18 protein-coding genes are annotated in these 15,666 nt (G+C 74.8%); 11 read left to right on the top strand and 7 right to left on the bottom strand.

Going from position 1 to position 15,666, the window contains the following annotated elements:
* Positions 1-38: 38 nt before the first annotated feature.
* The 3 genes from MNZ29_RS13975 (at position 39) to MNZ29_RS13965 (ending at position 1,958) form a co-directional block, all read left to right on the top strand.
* Complete coding sequence (locus MNZ29_RS13975) at positions 39-560, top strand: DUF4442 domain-containing protein (protein ID WP_242338991.1); 522 nt, start codon at positions 39-41, stop codon at positions 558-560.
* Positions 561-629: 69 nt separating this feature from the next.
* Positions 630-812 (top strand): thioredoxin family protein, encoded by a 183-nt coding sequence (locus tag MNZ29_RS13970; protein ID WP_242338989.1) that lies wholly within the window; start codon positions 630-632, stop codon positions 810-812.
* Between the two features lie 15 nt (positions 813-827).
* A complete protein-coding gene (locus MNZ29_RS13965; protein ID WP_242338988.1) occupies positions 828-1,958 on the top strand; it encodes a hypothetical protein in 1,131 nt (376 codons plus the stop codon).
* A gap of 34 nt (positions 1,959-1,992) precedes the next feature.
* Here the strand turns inward: MNZ29_RS13965 and MNZ29_RS13960 are convergent, their stop codons facing one another.
* The 4 genes from MNZ29_RS13960 to MNZ29_RS13945 all read right to left on the bottom strand — a co-directional run bounded on the left by MNZ29_RS13960 (position 1,993) and on the right by MNZ29_RS13945 (position 5,966).
* Positions 1,993-2,565: a hypothetical protein gene (locus MNZ29_RS13960; RefSeq protein ID WP_242355601.1), complete on the bottom strand. Its 573-nt coding sequence runs from the start codon at positions 2,563-2,565 to the stop codon at positions 1,993-1,995.
* 122 nt (positions 2,566-2,687) lie between these two features.
* Positions 2,688-3,839 (bottom strand): class I SAM-dependent RNA methyltransferase, encoded by a 1,152-nt coding sequence (locus MNZ29_RS13955; RefSeq protein WP_242338984.1) that lies wholly within the window; start codon positions 3,837-3,839, stop codon positions 2,688-2,690.
* Between the two features lie 9 nt (positions 3,840-3,848).
* The gene (locus MNZ29_RS13950) at positions 3,849-4,817 is read right to left on the bottom strand and encodes a diguanylate cyclase (protein WP_242338982.1); all 969 of its coding nucleotides are present in this window, start codon (positions 4,815-4,817) and stop codon (positions 3,849-3,851) included.
* Between the two features lie 54 nt (positions 4,818-4,871).
* Entirely contained in the window at positions 4,872-5,966 is a 1,095-nt protein-coding gene (locus tag MNZ29_RS13945; RefSeq protein ID WP_242338980.1) for an OmpA family protein, read from the bottom strand.
* 116 nt (positions 5,967-6,082) lie between these two features.
* Between MNZ29_RS13945 and MNZ29_RS13940 the strand changes: the two genes are divergently transcribed.
* The 8 genes from MNZ29_RS13940 (at position 6,083) to phoU (ending at position 13,659) form a co-directional block, all read left to right on the top strand.
* Positions 6,083-6,778 carry a response regulator gene (locus MNZ29_RS13940; RefSeq protein ID WP_242338978.1) on the top strand — a complete coding sequence of 232 codons (696 nt, stop codon included), beginning with the start codon at positions 6,083-6,085 and terminating at the stop codon, positions 6,776-6,778.
* A 3-nt stretch (positions 6,779-6,781) separates the two neighbouring features.
* Complete coding sequence (locus tag MNZ29_RS13935) at positions 6,782-7,915, top strand: cell wall metabolism sensor histidine kinase WalK (protein ID WP_242355599.1); 1,134 nt, start codon at positions 6,782-6,784, stop codon at positions 7,913-7,915.
* Between the two features lie 159 nt (positions 7,916-8,074).
* The gene (locus tag MNZ29_RS13930) at positions 8,075-9,298 is read left to right on the top strand and encodes a porin (RefSeq protein WP_242355597.1); all 1,224 of its coding nucleotides are present in this window, start codon (positions 8,075-8,077) and stop codon (positions 9,296-9,298) included.
* Positions 9,299-9,325: 27 nt separating this feature from the next.
* Positions 9,326-10,138: a phosphate ABC transporter substrate-binding protein gene (locus MNZ29_RS13925; protein ID WP_242338972.1), complete on the top strand. Its 813-nt coding sequence runs from the start codon at positions 9,326-9,328 to the stop codon at positions 10,136-10,138.
* A 171-nt stretch (positions 10,139-10,309) separates the two neighbouring features.
* Positions 10,310-11,248: a phosphate ABC transporter permease subunit PstC gene (gene pstC, locus MNZ29_RS13920; protein ID WP_242355607.1), complete on the top strand. Its 939-nt coding sequence runs from the start codon at positions 10,310-10,312 to the stop codon at positions 11,246-11,248.
* Positions 11,245-12,159 carry a phosphate ABC transporter permease PstA gene (pstA, locus tag MNZ29_RS13915; RefSeq protein ID WP_242355595.1) on the top strand — a complete coding sequence of 305 codons (915 nt, stop codon included), beginning with the start codon at positions 11,245-11,247 and terminating at the stop codon, positions 12,157-12,159. The genes pstC and pstA overlap by 4 nt, the downstream gene beginning before the upstream one ends.
* Positions 12,160-12,199: 40 nt before the next feature.
* Positions 12,200-12,943, top strand: a complete 744-nt coding sequence (gene pstB / locus MNZ29_RS13910; protein WP_242339036.1) for a phosphate ABC transporter ATP-binding protein PstB — start codon at positions 12,200-12,202, stop codon at positions 12,941-12,943.
* Between the two features lie 20 nt (positions 12,944-12,963).
* A complete protein-coding gene (phoU, locus tag MNZ29_RS13905) occupies positions 12,964-13,659 on the top strand; it encodes a phosphate signaling complex protein PhoU (RefSeq protein ID WP_242338968.1) in 696 nt (231 codons plus the stop codon).
* Positions 13,660-13,786: 127 nt separating this feature from the next.
* Here the strand turns inward: phoU and MNZ29_RS13900 are convergent, their stop codons facing one another.
* The 3 genes from MNZ29_RS13900 to MNZ29_RS13890 form a co-directional block, all read right to left on the bottom strand.
* Positions 13,787-14,401 carry a hypothetical protein gene (locus MNZ29_RS13900; protein ID WP_242355594.1) on the bottom strand — a complete coding sequence of 205 codons (615 nt, stop codon included), beginning with the start codon at positions 14,399-14,401 and terminating at the stop codon, positions 13,787-13,789.
* A gap of 63 nt (positions 14,402-14,464) precedes the next feature.
* Positions 14,465-15,088 carry a phosphatase PAP2 family protein gene (locus tag MNZ29_RS13895; RefSeq protein ID WP_242338964.1) on the bottom strand — a complete coding sequence of 208 codons (624 nt, stop codon included), beginning with the start codon at positions 15,086-15,088 and terminating at the stop codon, positions 14,465-14,467.
* The coding region (locus tag MNZ29_RS13890) for an NlpC/P60 family protein (protein WP_242355592.1) at positions 15,085-15,666 on the bottom strand (582 nt) is incomplete at its 5' end. The genes MNZ29_RS13890 and MNZ29_RS13895, both read right to left, overlap by 4 nt.

The raw sequence follows: 15,666 nt of genomic DNA, 5'->3' as shown, positions 1-15,666 counted from the left end.
CCCCTATGATTCGTGCCTCGACCTCGACGGGGAGCCTCATGCTGCTCAAGGAAACCGCGCTCGTACGCCTGCTGTCTCTCAGGATCCCGGTGCTCCTCTTCGTCGGGCCCCGGGTGATGCGGCTCGACGAGGAGGTCTGCGAGATCGAGATCCCCCTCGGCTGGCGCACGCGGAACCACCTCGGCTCCATGTACTTCGGCGCGCTGTGCGCGGGCGCCGACCTGGCCGGCGGGCTGCACGCCGCGCGGCTCACCACCGTCGGGAAGTTCCGCGGCGTGAAGCTCGTCTTCGCCGACGTGAAGGGAGAGTTCCTGAAGCGCGCCGACGGCGACGTCCTCTTCCGCTGCGCCGACGGCGCGCGCGTCGCCGCGGCGGTGCGCAAGACGCACGAGACCGGCGAGCGCGTGACCTTGCCCGTCGGGATCACGGCGCTCGTGCCGGACAAGTACGGTGAGGAGCCGGTCGCGCGCTTCACGCTCGCGCTCTCGCTGAAGCGCGGCGACGGGCCGGTGCGGCTCGCCGAGGCGCCGCCGCGCGAGACCCGGACCGGTGGCGCCTGACGGCGCTCGCGAGCGCCGGTCGTGAGCTTCCGCTGTCGCGCGGGGAGCCCGGACGCTATGCTCCCGGGCATGCGACTCCCCGCCTCCGTCGCCGTCCTCGCCGCAGCGCTCGCCCTCGTCGGGCCGGTCCGCGCGGTCGCGGCGCCCGGCACCGCGCGGGGCCGGTCCATCGCGGACGACTACGACCGCGCGCGCGCCGAGGCGCGCTCGCGCGGCGTGCCGCTCGTCGTGGACGTCTGGGCCCCCTGGTGACCCACCTGCCGCTTCATGCGGGCCTACGTCCTCCCGGACAAGCGGCTCCAGAAGCTCGCCGGACGGTTCGTCTGGCTCGACATCGACACGGAGAAGCCCAGGAACGCGGCCTTCGTCGGCAAGTTCCCGATCGACGCGTGGCCGAGCATCCTCGTCGTGAACCCGGAGGACGAGCGGGTGATCGTCCGCTGGGCCGGGACCGCGACGGCCGAGCAGATCGAGCGGATCGCGCTCGACGGTGAGCGCCAGCTCCGGGCCGGCGAGGTGTCGCGCGCGGAGGAGGCGCTCGCGCGCGCGGACCGGCTCCTCGGCGCGCGGAGGCACGCCGAGGCCGCGGTGGCCTACCACGAGGCGCTCGCGGCGGGCGGCAAGAGCTTCCCGGCGCGGGAGCGCGCCTCCGAGGCCGCGGTCCAGGCGCTCTCGATGGCGGGCGACCCCGCCGGCTGCGCGCGCGCGGCGGGCGAGGTCCTGCCCGGCCTCCGCGGCGCGAGCGCGGCGCGCGTCGCCGCCCAGGGGCTCTCGTGCGCGCTCGAGCTCGAGGACGCCAAGGCGCGCGCGGCGGAGGTCGCCGCGCTCGAGCCCGGCGCGCGGCGTGCGCTGGACGCGCGCGGGGTCCTCGCGGACGACCGCTCCTGGCTGTACGACGTCCTCTCCTCGGCGCGGGCCGAGGCGGGGGACGCGGCCGGGGCGAAGGCGCTCGCGCGCCGCTGGCTCGCGTTCCTGGATGGGGAGGCCCGCCGCGCGCCGACCCCGCTCGCGCGCTCCGCCTTCGACGGGCAGCGGCTCCAGGCGGCGCTGCGCATCGGCGAGCCGGAGCGCATGCTCCCGGCGCTCCTCGCGTCCGAGCGCGAGCTGCCCGGCGAGTACGTGCCCCCCACGAACCTCGGCGTCCTCTACCTCGCCCTCGGGCGGCCGGCCGACGCGCTCGGCGCCGCCGATCGCGCGCTCGCGCTCGCGGAGGGACCGCGCCGGATCCGGGTGCTCGTGCTCCGCGCGGAGGCGCAGGCGAAGCTCGGCGATCGTCCCGGCGCGCGCGCGACGCTCGAGCGCGCCATGAGCGACGGCGAGGCGATGCCCGAGGCGTCGAGGCCGCGCGGCTATCTCCGGAAGGCGAAGAAGCTGCTCGGCGAGCTGGGGACGTCGTGACCCGCGGCGGGGCGCCCGTCCGCGCCCCGCATCCTCACCGGCACGGGTACAGGCTCTCGGTGAACCACCAGCGGCCGTCGCGCCGCACGAAGCAGAGCGGCGCCCCGGGCGTCCCGAGGCCGGGCGCTCGGTAGTCGATGCAGGGCAGGCCGGCGGGCCCCGCGCGGGCGTCCGCGCGGAAGGCGACGAGCACCGCCACCTCGCGCGCCTCGCGGAAGAAGGCGCGCAGCGAGCGGGCCATCCCGGGGAAGGGGACGTGGCCGGGTCCGCCGAAGAAGACGCCGTGCAGCCAGCTCCCCTCCGCGCGGAGATCCTGCTCGACCCGCTCGCGCGGCACGACCCGGTCGCCGCAGCGCAGCCCGTCCGGTGGGACGCGCGCCACGAAGGCCCCGACGTCGCCCGCCTCGATGGCGCGCTGCAGCTCGCCGCCGAGCCGGATGAGCTCCCGCGCGATCGCCTCCCGGCGGCGCTCGAGCGACTCCTTTCCACCGGCGGGAGACGCCGCCTTCGGGGCCGCGCGGCCCGGCGTGGCGCGCGGCGCCTCGGCGGCGCGCGCGAGGGAGGCCGTGAGCGCCATCGCGAGGAGGACGGTGAGGAGCGGCCGCACGGCCGAACCGTAGGCGAGCGCCGCGGGCGCTGCAACGGAGAGTCTGGTCGCGGTCGGGTCCGAGGCCGGCCGTCCCGGCGCGGGGTCCGGCCCGACGTCCTCGTCACTCGCCCGCGGCCGGCTCACGGGATGCGGTACTTCAGCAGGTGCGCCTCGAGCGGGCCGTTCCAGAGCCGGTGATCCACCTCGGGCCGGAGCGCGATCGCACGCTCGAGGAGCGGGTTCCCCGAGAGCACGACGGCGGTCCAGCCGGAGTGGCGGGCGAGCATCTCGGCGAGGCCGCGGTAGAAGCCTCCGAGCTTCTTCTGCTGCACGCGCGGGTCCTCCTCGCCCGACATGAGCCGCTCGCCGTAGGGCGGGTTCGTGACGAGGAAGCCGCGCGCCGCGATGGGCTGGAGCTCGCGCGCGTCGCCGCGCTCGATGGTCACGTCCGCGGCCACCCCGGCGGCGGCGGCGTTGCGGTGGAGGGCGTCGATGGCCTTGGTGTGGAGATCGCGGGCGAGCACCGGCGCGGGCGCGCGCGGGAGGATCGCCTCGCGCGCCTCGACCTTCATGCGGTCCCAGGCGGACTGGGGGGCGCCGCGGTACATCGGCCAGCGCTGGAAGCCGAACGCGCGGCCGAGGCCGGGCGCGACGTGGCGGGCGCGGAGCGCGTGCTCGATCGCGAGCGTCCCGGAGCCGGCCATCGGATCCACGAAAGGCGCCTCGGGGTCCACGCCGCCGAGGAGCAGGATCGCGGCGGCGAGGGTCTCCTTGAGCGGCGCCAGGGTGGCCGCGCCGCCGCGGTAGCCGCGGCGGTGGAGCGGCTCGCCGGCGAGGTCGAGCGAGAGGGCCGCCTCGTCGCGGGCGAGGTGGAGGACGATGCGGACGTCGGGATCCTTGGCATCGACGTCGGGGCGCGCGCCGAGCGCCTCGCGGAGCACGTCCACCGCCGCGTCCTTCACCTTGAGCGCAGCGTACCCCGAGTGCGTGATGGCGGAGGAGGTGACCGTCGCCTCGACCGCGAGGGTGGTCCGGAGCGTGAGCCACTCGCCCCAGGCCACCTGGCGCGCGCCCTCGTAGAGCGCCTCCGGCGACGGGGCGGGGAACCGCGCGAGCTCGAGGAGCACGCGCATCGCCGTGCGCGCGTGCAGGCAGGCCTTCATGCCGGCCTCGAGCGGGCCCTCGAAGGAGACGCCGCCGCGGTCGCCGCGCACGGCGGGGAGGCGGAGCGCGGACAGCTCTCGGCGGAGGGCACCCTCGGTACCCTTCGCGCACGTCGCGAAGAAGCGCATCGCCGTCTTTTACCTCGGCCGGGCCGCGCTGGCGCGCGCGCCGCCGTCGAACACGCCGAGCCTGACCGACCCCTTGGCCGTGCGCTTCGCCGCGTACATGAGCTCGTCCGCGCGCGCCATCATCTCGTCCACCGAGACGGCGGGCTTCCGGAACACCGCCGCGCCGACGCTGAAGCGCACCGCCCAGCCGTGCCGGTCCATCGTCTCCCGCAGCGTCCCCTGGAGCCGCGCGAGGAGCGCCTCCGCCATCGGCTCGTCGGTCTCCGGGAGCAGGAGCCCGAACTCGTCGCCTCCCAGGCGCGCGACCGAGTCGATGGCGCGGGTCGCCGACCGGAGCGTCCGCCCGACGACGGCGAGCAGCGCGTCGCCCTCCGCGTGGCCGAGCCGGTCGTTCACGTCCTTGAAGTCGTCGCAGTCCACGTAGGCGAACGTGAGCGGCCGGCGGTGCCGCCGCGCGCGCTCCAGCTCCAGCGTGGCGGCCTCGATGAAGGCGCGCCGGTTGGGGATGTGCGTGAGCGTGTCGGTGCGGGCGAGGAGCTCCTCCGCCTCGAGCCGGACCCGGAGCGCGTTCAGGACGAGGACGAGCGCGAGCGAGGTGCCGAGCTGGATGACGCCGTTCCAGCCGAGCACCGCCACCGGCAGCGCGCGCCCGCCCGACTCGAGCCGGTACAGCGTGTCGGCGGCGGTGGCGACCACGGCGCCGCCGATCGAGAGCGCGACCCCGCCCCGCAGCGTGACGAACCAGGTGCTGAAGCCGATCGGCGCGAGGTAGAGCAGGATGAGCGAGACGTCCGTGCCGGTGAGGTAGTCGGCGAAGCCGACGCAGACCGTCATCCCGAACGCGGCCGCGAGCCAGGCCGCGCGCGCGAGCCCGGAGGGCGCCCCCGCGCCGAGCGCGGCGCGTGACGGGGCGTGGACGCCGGGCGGCGGCGGGGTGGGTGGGCCCTCGGTCGGCCGTCCTCTGGATCGCAGGCGCACGCGCGGTGTCCGTTCAATCCCGGCGCCGGGGCGCCGTGTCAAGCGGGCGGGAGCCTAGCGCCCCGCGGCCACCTCGACGCGGCGGTTGGCGGCGCGGCCGCGCGCCGTGAAGTTGGGGAGGAGCGGGCTCTCGCCGCCCCGTCCGACCCAGCTCACCCGCGCGCGGGAGAGGCCGAGCTGCAGGAGCCGCTCGCCCGCCGCGCGCGCCATCGCGCTCGAGAGCTCCACGTCGCCGGCGCGATCGTCGGTCGCGTCCACGAACGCCTCGACGCGGACCGGGACGCCCGGCGAGGCGCCGAGCGCGATCGCGAGGTCGGCGAGGCCGCCGTCGCGGAGCAGCTCGGCCGTGCGGCCGGAGAACGCGACGTCCTCGACGACCACCCGCTCGCCGGCCGCGAGCCTCCGGGCCCACTCCGCCTGGCGCGGCGTCCGCGGCTGCACCTCGGAGGCCGGCGCGGCGGGCGCGGGCGCCTTCGCCTCCGCGACCGCCGGCACCACCGCGGGCTGCGGGTCGGGCCGGGCGCCCTGGCGCGGCTCCGCGAGGGCGAAGCGCCGGAGCGCCTGCGTGCGCGCCGGATCGAAGCACTGCTTGCGGCCGGGGTCGCCGATCCTGGCGAGCATCGGGCGGGCGAGCTCGTCCACCGTGCGCCGGACGGCCTCCTCCGGCGACTCGCCGGGCGCGGCGTGGACCACCGCGTTCCGCGCGAACAGCAGGCGGTGCGCTCCGGTGACGGCGACGCGCACCGACACGAGCAGGGGGGCGTCCTCGCCCTTTCCCCCGCCCTCGACGGTGCCGTACACCGCCGCGTCGGCGCCCACGAGCTCCGCGAGCTCGAGCGCGAGGCTCGGGGCGATCCCGGCGGGCAGCTCGAGCGGAGTGTCGCGGAAGACCGCGCGCAGCTCGGGGATGGGGAACACGCGCGCCCGCGAGGGATCGACCCCGGAGAGGAGCGCCGAGGTGGCGGCCTCCGCGGCGAGCGCGACGTCGGAGGCGTTCTCGAACGGCGCGACGAGGAGGCACCGCGCGCGCGCGAGCTCCGCGCCGCGGAGCATCGCACCGTTCGGCGTGAGCGTCGCGGGCTCCGCGACGGGGGCGGACGCGCAGCCGAGCGCGAGCGCGAGCGAGGCGGAGAGCGCGAGGCGTCGCATGCGCGCGCCATCGTATCGCGAGCCGCGCCCCGCGCGGGGACCCGCCCTGGGCCGTTCACCGTTCCGTCGCATGGCGGTCATCAGCCTGTCACAGCAGCGTGCGTTAAGCTCGTCCCGTGACGTCCGTACTTCTGGTCGACGACGAGCGGGATCTCCTCTCGCTCCTGGACTTCAACCTGCGAGCCGCCGGGTTCGAGACCCTCCTCGCCACCACGGGCGAGCAGGCGCTGATCCAGCTCAGGCGCAGGGTTCCGGACATCGTCCTCCTCGACCTCATGTTGCCCGACGTGTCGGGTACCGAGGTGTGCCGGCAGATCAAGGCGGACCCCCGCACGCGGCACGTCCCGGTGGTGATGCTCACGGCCAAGGGGGACGAGCTCGACCGCGTGGTCGGCTTCGAGGTCGGGGCCGACGACTACGTGACGAAGCCGTTCAGCGTGCGCGAGCTCGTGCTGCGCCTCAAGGCCGTCGCGCGCCGCGCCGGCGGGGGGCGCTCGGCGGAGCGGCCTCCCGAGTCGGTCGGGCCCATCCGCGTGGACGTGGACGCGCACCGCGCCTTCGTGGACGGCGCGGAGGTGCAGCTCACGCCCCTCGAGTTCAGGCTCCTCACGACGTTCATGGCGCGGCTCGGCCGCGTCCAGTCGCGCGAGCAGCTCCTCGAGGACGTCTGGGAGATGTCGTCGGAGGTCGAGACGCGCACCGTCGACACGCACGTGAAGCGGCTGCGCGAGAAGCTGGGATCGGGCAGGGATCTGCTGGAGACGGTGAGGGGGATCGGCTACCGGCTGATCGACCCCGACGAGAAAGGCTAGCGCGTGCTCGGCCGCACCCCCCTGAACGCCGCCATCCGCGCGCTGCGCGCCGAGCTCGCTGGGGGGCCGCCGGCGGATCTGGGCCGCGACGTGCGCGAGCTCGCGGAGCTCCTCGCCGCGCGCGCGCCGCGCCGGGGCGGTGCGCTCCACCCGGACGCGACCGAGCAGGAGCTCCTCGCGGCGCTCCCCGACGCCGCCGCGCTCGTGTCGCGCGACGGCTGGGTGCGCGTCTCCAACGCCGCCTTCGACACGCTCGCCGCGAGCGGGCGCGCCGCCGGGCTCACGCCGCTCGAGATCACGCGGAGCGCGGAGCTGTCCGAGGCGGTGAAGCGCGCCCTCGAGGGCACCGCGCGCAAGCTCGAGCTGCAGCTCGGCCGCCGCACCTGGCTCGTCCACCTCGCGCCGCTCCTCCGCGGCGAGGTGCTCCTCCTGCTCCGCGACGTCACCGAGGCGAAGCGCGCGGCCGCGACCCGGCGCGACTTCGTGGCGAACGCGAGCCACGAGCTCCGCACCCCGGTGGCGGCCATCCGCGCCGCGGCGGAGACGCTGCTCGCCGGCGCGCTCGAGGATCCCGCCGCCGCGCGCGAGTTCGTGGGCATCGTGGCGCGGCACGCGGAGCGGCTGTCGCGGCTCACCCAGGACCTGCTCGACCTCTCGCGCATCGAGTCGCGGCAGTGGTCGTTCGAGCTCGCGCCCGTCGACGCGGCGCACGTGACGGCGCAGGCCGTGGACCTCGTCGCGGCGGCCGCGCGCGGGAAGGGCCTCCGGCTCGCGGCCGAGGTGCCGGACGAGGCGCGGGTGCGGGCGGACGCGCGCGCGCTCGAGCAGGTGCTCGTGAACCTCGTCGAGAACGCCGTGAAGTACACGGCGGAGGGCGGCGTGACCGTCGGCGCCGAGCGCGAGGGGGACGGGTGGGTGCTGTCGGTGACGGACACCGGCCCGGGCATCGACCGCCATCACCTGCCGCGGCTCTTCGAGCGCTTCTACCGCATCGACCCGGGCCGCGCGCGCGACCACGGCGGCACCGGCCTCGGCCTCGCCATCGTGAAGCACCTCGTGCAGGGGATGGGCGGCGAGGTCGGCGTCGAGAGCGGCGCGAGCGGCTCGCGGTTCTGGGTGCGGCTCCCCGCCGCCTGAGCTCCGTCGCCTCCGGTCGCCCGTCCTTCCCGCCCGGGCGGCGACGCGTGCCGAGTTCGCCGTTTCGTCACGCCGCCGCCGTGGGCGCGTCATCGCCGGCCCCTAGAAACGTGCCCGGACCGAGCCTTCGCTCGACCTCACGAAAGGGTCCGACACCTCATGAACCGCCTCACCGCCATCCTCGCCGTGCTCGCGCTCTGCCCCGCGCTCGCGCGCGCGCAGGAGGCCGCCGCCGCGCCCCAGCAGGCCCCCGCCGAGCAGCAGTCCCCCGCCGCTCAGGGCGGGCAGGAAGAGACTCCGTTCGACGGCTCCGCCATCCAGGGCAAGGTCGACTCCCTCGCGGAGCAGTACGCGGAGACGAAGACCGACGTGGCGAGCCTCAAGAAGCTCAAGTTCTCCGGCTACATCCAGGGCCGCTACGCCTGGCAGGAGAGCACCGCCGCCGACTTCAACACGACGCCCGAGAGCGCCCCGGCGCAGCAGGGGTTCTTCATCCGCCGCGGCCGCCTCAAGGCGGCGTACGACGCGGACTGGTCGCAGTTCGTCCTCCAGCTCGACGCGACCCCCGCCGGCGTCTCGGCGAAGGAGGCGTTCGCGTCCATCAAGCTGCCGTGGCAGGGCTTCGCCATCGACGCGGGCCTCCAGCTCTTCCCCTTCGGCTACGAGGTCGGCGTCCGCTCCTCGTCGGATCTCGACCTCCTCGAGCGCTCCGCGGTCGTCCGCGCCTACCTCGCCGGTGAGTACGACCTCGGCGTCGCCCTGAAGGGCGTGTACGGGCCGCTCAACTTCAAGGTCGGCCTCTTCAACGGCGACGGCGTCGACGCGAAGCAGGCGGGCTACGACAACGACCAGCGCAAGGACGTGATCGGCCGCCTCGGCGTCGACCTCGGGATGCTCACCGGCGGCGTGTCGGGCTGGTACGGCAAGACCGTGAACTACGTCGCCTCCGACGACCCCGAGTACGACCGCTACCGCCTCGGCGCGGACGCGCAGCTCTACCTCGATCTCCTCCCCGTGGGCGGCACCGCGCTCAAGGGTGAGTACATCTGGGGCCGCACGACCATCAGCGACAAGAACGGCGGCGCGGGCGACAAGCTCGGCAAGACGGGGCACGGCTGGTACGGGCTCGCCACCCAGAACGTGGGGCGCTACCACCAGGTCGCGTTCCGCTACGAGGAGTTCACGGCGGACAACACGCTCCCGCTCACCGGCACGAACGTGAAGACCGCCCGCGAGATCCAGGCGGCCGTGCACACCTTCGTGGGCGAGGGCGGGAAGATCTCCCTCGCCTGGGCGCACCCGATGAACGGCGACCGGGCCCCGGGCGTTTCGTCCGACCCCAAGCGCGACCAGTTCATCGTCCAGGCGCAGGCCAAGTTCTAGTCACCCAGGGAACAGGAGAAGACACGAATGAAGCGCACGCTCATCGCCCTCGTCGCGGCCATCGCGCCGGCCCTCGCCAGCGCCGCCGTGACCGTGAAGGGCTCCGACACGATGGTCATCCTCGCCCAGCGCTGGGCCGAGGAGTACATGAAGCAGAACACCGGCAAGCGCGTCCAGGTCACGGGCGGCGGCTCGGGCGTCGGCATCGCCGCCCTCATCAACGGGACGACCGACATCGCGAACGCGTCGCGCGCGATGAAGGACGCGGAGAAGGGCAAGGTGCGGGAGCGCTACAACATCCTGCCCACCGAGACCGCCGTCGCGAAGGACGGCGTCGCGATCTACGTGAACGCCGCGAACCCCGTGCAGCAGCTCACGATCGAGCAGCTCGAGAAGATCTACGCGGGCGACGTGACGAACTGGAAGGACGTCGGCGGCAGCGACGCGCCCATCGTCCTCTACTCGCGCGAGAACTCGTCGGGCACCTACGTCTTCTTCAAGGAGAACGTGCTCAAGGGCGCCGACTACGCGTCCTCCGCGCAGACGCTGCCGGGCACGGCCGCGGTGGTGAACGCGGTCGCGAAGGAGAAGAACGGCATCGGGTACGGCGGCGCGGCGTACGCGAAGGGCGTGAAGGAGGTCAAGGTGGTCGGCGCGGACGGCCAGGGCTACACGCCGAGCGCGGAGAACGTCGCCTCCGGCAAGTACCCGCTCTCCCGGCCGCTCTTCATGTACACGCGCGGCAAGCCCTCCGGCGAGGCCAAGGCGTTCATCGACTACTGCCTCTCCCCCGCCGGGCAGAAGATCGTCACGCAGGTCGGCTACTTCCCCGTCAAGTAGCGGGCAGGGACCCTGCCGCTCGCCCGGCGTCACGCCGGGCGGGCGGTGCCGTGTCACATGGACGCGACGCGGCCGTCACGCGGGCGTCACCGAGCCGTGCGAGAACCCCCGCCCGTGGAACAGGTCATTGCCGAAACCGGGGAGGAGGAGGTGGCACGCCCCTCCCCGTCGATGCGACGGAGGCAGCTCCGTGAGGCGGCGATCCAGGCGGTCATCACCCTGGTCGCGCTCACCGGCATCGCCGCCGTCGTCCTCATCTTCGTCTTCGTCGCGCGCGAGGCGCTCCCGATCTTCACCTCGCCGGAGGTCCGGGAGGAGACGGACCTCGCGCGCATGTTCCTCCCCCAGGCCTGGCGCGCCGGGCGGCCGGCCTTCTTCAGCTGGCAGCCGGTCTCCGAGATCCCGAAGTACTCGATGGTCCCGCTGTTCGTCGGGACCCTCAAGGTGACGGCCGTCGCCATGCTCGTGTCGGTGCCGGTGGGCGTCGCGGCGGCGCTCTTCACCTCCGAGTTCGCGCCCCGGCGGCTGCGCGAGGTGCTGAAGCCGACGATCGAGCTCCTCGCCGGCATCCCCTCCGTGGTGCTCGGGTTCTTCGCGCTCATCGTGCTCGCGAGCGTCCTCCAGGACGCGTTCGGCTTCACCTCGCGCCTGAACGCGGTGGTGGCCGGGGTCGCGCTCGCCCTCACCGTGGTGCCGGTCATCTTCACGGTCAGCGAGGACGCGCTCACCGCGGTCCCGCGCAGCTACCGCGAGGCGTCGCTCGCGCTCGGGGCCACCCGCTGGGAGACGGCGTTCAAGGTGGTGCTGCCCGCCGCGGCCCCGGGCGTGCTCGCCGCGGTGGTGCTCGGCTTCGGCCGCTCCATCGGCGAGACGATGATCGTGCTCATGGCCTCCGGCAACGCCGCGATGACGACCTTCAGCCTCGGCGACTCGGTGCGCACGCTGCCCGCCACCATCGCCGCGGAGATGGGCGAGGTGGTGTTCGGGGGCACCCACTACGCGGTGCTGTTCTTCATCGGGGTGGAGCTGTTCCTCTTCACCTTCGTGCTCAACTCGCTCGCGGCGGCGTTCGTGAAGCGGCTCGTGCGGCGCATGGCGGGGACCGCGTGAGCGTCGCCACGCGCAAGACCCTCGGCGCCGCGCTGACCGTCCTCACCGGGGCCGCCGCCGCGCTCGTCGTCGCCATGCTGGCGGTGATCCTCGTGGACGTGTTCCGCGGGGGCGCCGGCCGGGTGAGCTGGGAGTTCCTCACCTCCTCGCCGGAGGAGGGGATGACCGCCGGCGGCATCTTCCCCGCCATCTACGGCACCGCGGTGATGACGCTCATCATGACGGTCGCCGTCATGCCGGTCGGCGTCCTCACGGCGGTCTACCTTCACGAGTACGCGGCGCCGAGCTCGCGCATGGCGGCGCTCGTGCGCGTCGCCGTCACGAACCTCGCCGGGGTGCCGTCGATCGTCTTCGGCCTGTTCGGCCTCGGCTTCTTCATCCAGTTCGTGGGCGGGGCGCTCGACCACGCGCTCTCCCCGCCGGGCGAGCTCCACTACGGGCGCCCCGCGCTCCTGTGGGCCGCGCTCACGCTCGCGGTGCTGACCCTCCCGGTGGTCATCGTCGCGACCGAGGAGGCGCTCCGCGCCGTCCCGCGCGAGCACCGCGACGCGAGCCTCGCGCTCGGCGCGACCCGCTCGCAGACCCTCGCCCGCGTCGTTCTCCCCCAGGCGCTCCCGGGTATCCTCACCGGCGCGATCCTCGCCGTGGCGCGCGGCGCGGGCGAGGTGGCGCCCCTCCTGTTCACGGGGGTCGCCTACTTCCTCCCCGAGCTGCCCGGCTCCGTGTGGTCGCAGTTCATGCACCTCGGCTACCACGTCTACGTGCTCGCGACGCAGTCGCCCGACGTCGAGGCGACGCGCCCCCTGCTCTACGCGACGGTGTTCGTGCTGCTCGCGTTCACCTTCGCCCTGAACCTCGTCGCGATCGCCATCCGCACCCGCACCCGCCGCAAGGCCGCCGCCGGACACTGAGATGACGAGCATCCCCCAGCACGCCTCCGCCGCCCCGAAGATGGAGACCCGCGGGCTCGAGATCCGCTACGGCCCGAAGGCCGCCGTGAAGGGCGTGAGCCTCACGCTCCCCGAGCGCCAGGTCACCGCGCTCATCGGCCCCTCGGGCTGCGGCAAGTCCACCTTCCTGCGCGCGCTCAACCGGATGAACGACCTCATCCCCGGCGCCAGCGCCTCGGGCGAGATCCTGCTCGACGGCCGCAGCATCTACGCGGGGCACCTCGACGCCGTCGAGCTGCGCCGGCGCGTGGGCATGGTGTTCCAGAAGTCGAACCCGTTCCCGAAGTCGATCTTCGAGAACGTCGCCTACGGCCTGCGCATCGGCGGCCTCTCCGACAAGCGGGAGCTCGGGGAGCGCATCGAGCGCTCGCTGCACTCGGCGGCGCTCTGGGACGAGGTGAAGGACCGCCTCGGGGAGAGCGCCATGGGCCTCTCGGGCGGCCAGCAGCAGCGGCTCTGCATCGCGCGGGCGCTGGCGGTCGAGCCGGAGGTGCTGCTCATGGACGAGCCCGCGAGCGCGCTCGACCCCATCGCCACGGCCAAGATCGAGGACCTCATCCACGAGCTGAAGGCGCGCTACACGATCGCCATCGTCACCCACAACATGCAGCAGGCGGCGCGCGTGTCGGACCAGACCGCCTTCTTCTACATGGGCGAGCTCGTCGAGGTCGGGCCCACCGAGCAGATCTTCACGACGCCACGCGAGCAGCGCACCGAGGATTACGTCACCGGCAAGTTCGGCTAGGCTTCTCCTCGAGGACGATCATGGCGACGACCCATACCGACAAGACGTACGAGGCGGAGCTCCGGGAGCTCCGCGACCGGCTGCTCGCGATGGGGGGCCTGGTCGAGCAGGCCATCGTCTCGAGCGTGCGCGCGGTCACCGAGCGCGACGTGGAGCTCGCCGAGCAGGTGAAGCTGCGGGACCGCGAGATCAACCGGATGGAGGTGGACGTGGACGGCCAGTGCCGGCGCATCCTCGCCCTGCGCCAGCCGGCCGCCTCCGACCTGCGCTTCATCACGACCGCGCTCAAGATCGTGGTGGACCTGGAGCGGATGGGCGATCTCGCGGTGAACGTCGCCGAGCGCGCGCTCGACCTCGCCCAGGCGCCCGCCTTCGCGCCCACCCATGACCTCGCCAAGATCGCGGACCTCGCCGAGGCGCAGCTCAAGAAGGCGCTCGACGCGTTCGTCACCGGAGACGTCGCGAAGGCCGAGGAGGTCATGAAGAGCGACGAGCTCATCGACGCCCTCTACCTCAAGATCTTCAACGACATGCTCGGCCGCATGATGGAGGACTCGAAGAACATCCGCCGCGCGACCGCGCTCATGTTCGCCGCGAAGCACCTCGAGCGCTTCGGCGACCACGCGACGAACCTCGCCGAGATGGTCGTCTACATGGTCCGCGGCACCGACGTGCGTCACCCGCGGAGCCGCGCGCCGGGCGTCCCCGGCGCGTAGGCGGCGGTCGCCGCGAGCGCGCCGCCGAGGCGCCCTGGCCGTGGAAGAGGCGCCTCTCGCGCGCGGAGCGGCCTCGCGCCCGAGCCGGCGCCGACGCCTGTCGCTGCGAGGCGCCGCTCCCCCGAGGTCAGGGCTGCCGCGTGGCGGGCGTCGAGGCGCCGCCGACCGCCCCCGCTGCGCCGGATCCCGAGCCCTCCGGGGCGCCACCCGCGGGCGGCGACATCCCCGACGTGCCGCCCGCGCCGGGCGACTGCGTCGCGCCGTTCCCGCCGGTGGTCCCGGCTGCGCCCGTCCCGCTCCCGGTCGTGCCCGCGGGGACGCAGGTGGTCCCGCCCGCGCTCCCGCCGGTCCCGGTCCCCGCGCCCGTGGCGCCCGAGCCGGTCCCCTGCGCCGCGCCCGCCGCCGCTCCGGCCGTCGCGCCGTCACCGGGGGTCGTGGCGGTGGAGGGCACTCCGGCGCTCGTCGCGGGGACCATGCCCGGCGGGCAGGGCTGAGCGCCCGTGCCGCCCGTCATCCCGGCGCTGCCGGCCGTTCCGGCGGCCCCGGCGGTCCCGGCCGCGCCCGGCGTCGTCCCTGCGGTGGTCGAGTCGGTGGTGCCCGCGCCCGCCTGGCCGGGCTGCGCAGCGCCGGCGGTGCCGGCTCCGGCGGAGCCCGCGGCGCCAGGCTGTCCGGCGGTCGTGCCCGCCTGGGCGAGGGTGAGCGCCGGCGCCAGGAGCGCCGCCGCGATCGAGAGCTTCCGCATGTGGATTCCTCCCGCCCGAACGGATGCGCATCGCGCGACGAGCGCGCGCGCTCACCCGCCGGCTCAGGAGACGAGGAGGCGGGCCGCGAGCCCGGCCGCCACCCCGAGGAGCGCGCCGGCGCCCACGTCGAGCGGGTAGTGCGCGCCCAGGTACACGCGCGAGAGCCCGATGCCCACCGCGAGGAGCAGCGCCAGCGGCCCCAGCCCCTTGGGCTCGCCGGCGTAGGCCACCGCCACGCCGAACGCGGCGGCGGTGTGGCCGGACGGGAACGAGAAGCGGTCGGGGTTCTGCGCCAGGGCCTCGAAGCCCGCGATCGAGACGTCCGGCCGCGCGCGGGTGAGGCTGCGCTTCAGCGACTGGGAGAGGACCGTCGCGAGCAGCGAGGCCGCCCCGAGCCGCAGCCCGAGGTGCTTGCCCTGCGCGGTCCCGGTGGCGAGCAGCGCGAGGCCGGCGAAGGTCCAGCTCTTCGCGTCGCCCGCGTGCGTCAGCGCCCGCGCGACCGCCGTCCGCCACGGGCTGTGGAAGCGGCTGAACGAGAGGAGGAGCGCCTCGTCGAAGGAGAGGATACGGGCCAGGCGACCGGTCCGGATGACGACCGTCGCCGTGGACGGGTCGATGGCGATCGAGGCGCCACCGCCCGCGTCGATCTCGATGGCGCCGCCTGGGGTGGTGGGGTCGTGGCTCATCTGGCTGCAGGGTGCCGCGCGCCCGTTTCGGCGACGCGGCCCGCCTGCAACATCTGGGTGACGTCTCCCTGCAGCAACTCCCCGAAAGCGGTGAAGAGCTCGCCCGTCAGGTAGCGCGTGCCGCGCGGATCGCGGCGCCGCCGGGCGCGCAGGAGATCGTTCGAGGCGGGATCGTCCGGCCGTGAAAGGTCCATGCGCGCGCGCTCGACGCCCGTGCGGGCGCGGTGCAGGAGGAACACCGTCGTGCCCTCGACGCGCTCGACGAGCGCGACGTGCGTGAAGCGATCGTCGAGCCGCCGATCGCGATCGCGGTCGTAGCTGTCGTGGAAGAACACGAGCGTGCCCGGGCGCGGCGCCTCGACCGGCCGGCTCGCGCGGTAGAGCGACTCGGAGCGGGACACGCCCGGGCCGAGCCGCACGCCGACGCCCGCCGCCCGGTACGCGCGCAGCACGAACGCCGAGCAGTCGCCGCGGAAGCGCCTCCCGAGGAGCGCGCGCGCAGCGGCGACGATGCGCTCCCGCACGGCGTCGAGCGCGGCGTCGGCGCCCGGCTGCGCGGCGCGCTCCGGCGCGGCCTC

Source organism: Anaeromyxobacter sp. SG64, from assembly GCF_022690745.1.
GTDB classification, from domain to species: domain Bacteria; phylum Myxococcota; class Myxococcia; order Myxococcales; family Anaeromyxobacteraceae; genus Anaeromyxobacter; species Anaeromyxobacter soli.
Note: the sequence above shows the minus strand (reverse complement) of the source record. Positions and strands in the feature narration are given on the sequence as shown.

Coding starts and splice junctions, on each gene's coding strand:
- MNZ29_RS13895 (WP_242338964.1), bottom strand. CDS start 15,088: ATGAGCCACGACCCCACCACCCCAGGCGGCGCCATCGAGATCGACGCG.
- phoU (WP_242338968.1), top strand. CDS start 12,964: ATGGCGACGACCCATACCGACAAGACGTACGAGGCGGAGCTCCGGGAG.
- pstC (WP_242355607.1), top strand. CDS start 10,310: ATGCGACGGAGGCAGCTCCGTGAGGCGGCGATCCAGGCGGTCATCACC.
- MNZ29_RS13965 (WP_242338988.1), top strand. CDS start 828: ATGCGGGCCTACGTCCTCCCGGACAAGCGGCTCCAGAAGCTCGCCGGA.
- MNZ29_RS13975 (WP_242338991.1), top strand. CDS start 39: ATGCTGCTCAAGGAAACCGCGCTCGTACGCCTGCTGTCTCTCAGGATC.
- MNZ29_RS13945 (WP_242338980.1), bottom strand. CDS start 5,966: ATGCGACGCCTCGCGCTCTCCGCCTCGCTCGCGCTCGCGCTCGGCTGC.
- MNZ29_RS13930 (WP_242355597.1), top strand. CDS start 8,075: ATGAACCGCCTCACCGCCATCCTCGCCGTGCTCGCGCTCTGCCCCGCG.
- MNZ29_RS13900 (WP_242355594.1), bottom strand. CDS start 14,401: ATGCGGAAGCTCTCGATCGCGGCGGCGCTCCTGGCGCCGGCGCTCACC.
- MNZ29_RS13925 (WP_242338972.1), top strand. CDS start 9,326: ATGAAGCGCACGCTCATCGCCCTCGTCGCGGCCATCGCGCCGGCCCTC.
- MNZ29_RS13970 (WP_242338989.1), top strand. CDS start 630: ATGCGACTCCCCGCCTCCGTCGCCGTCCTCGCCGCAGCGCTCGCCCTC.
- MNZ29_RS13955 (WP_242338984.1), bottom strand. CDS start 3,839: ATGCGCTTCTTCGCGACGTGCGCGAAGGGTACCGAGGGTGCCCTCCGC.
- pstB (WP_242339036.1), top strand. CDS start 12,200: ATGGAGACCCGCGGGCTCGAGATCCGCTACGGCCCGAAGGCCGCCGTG.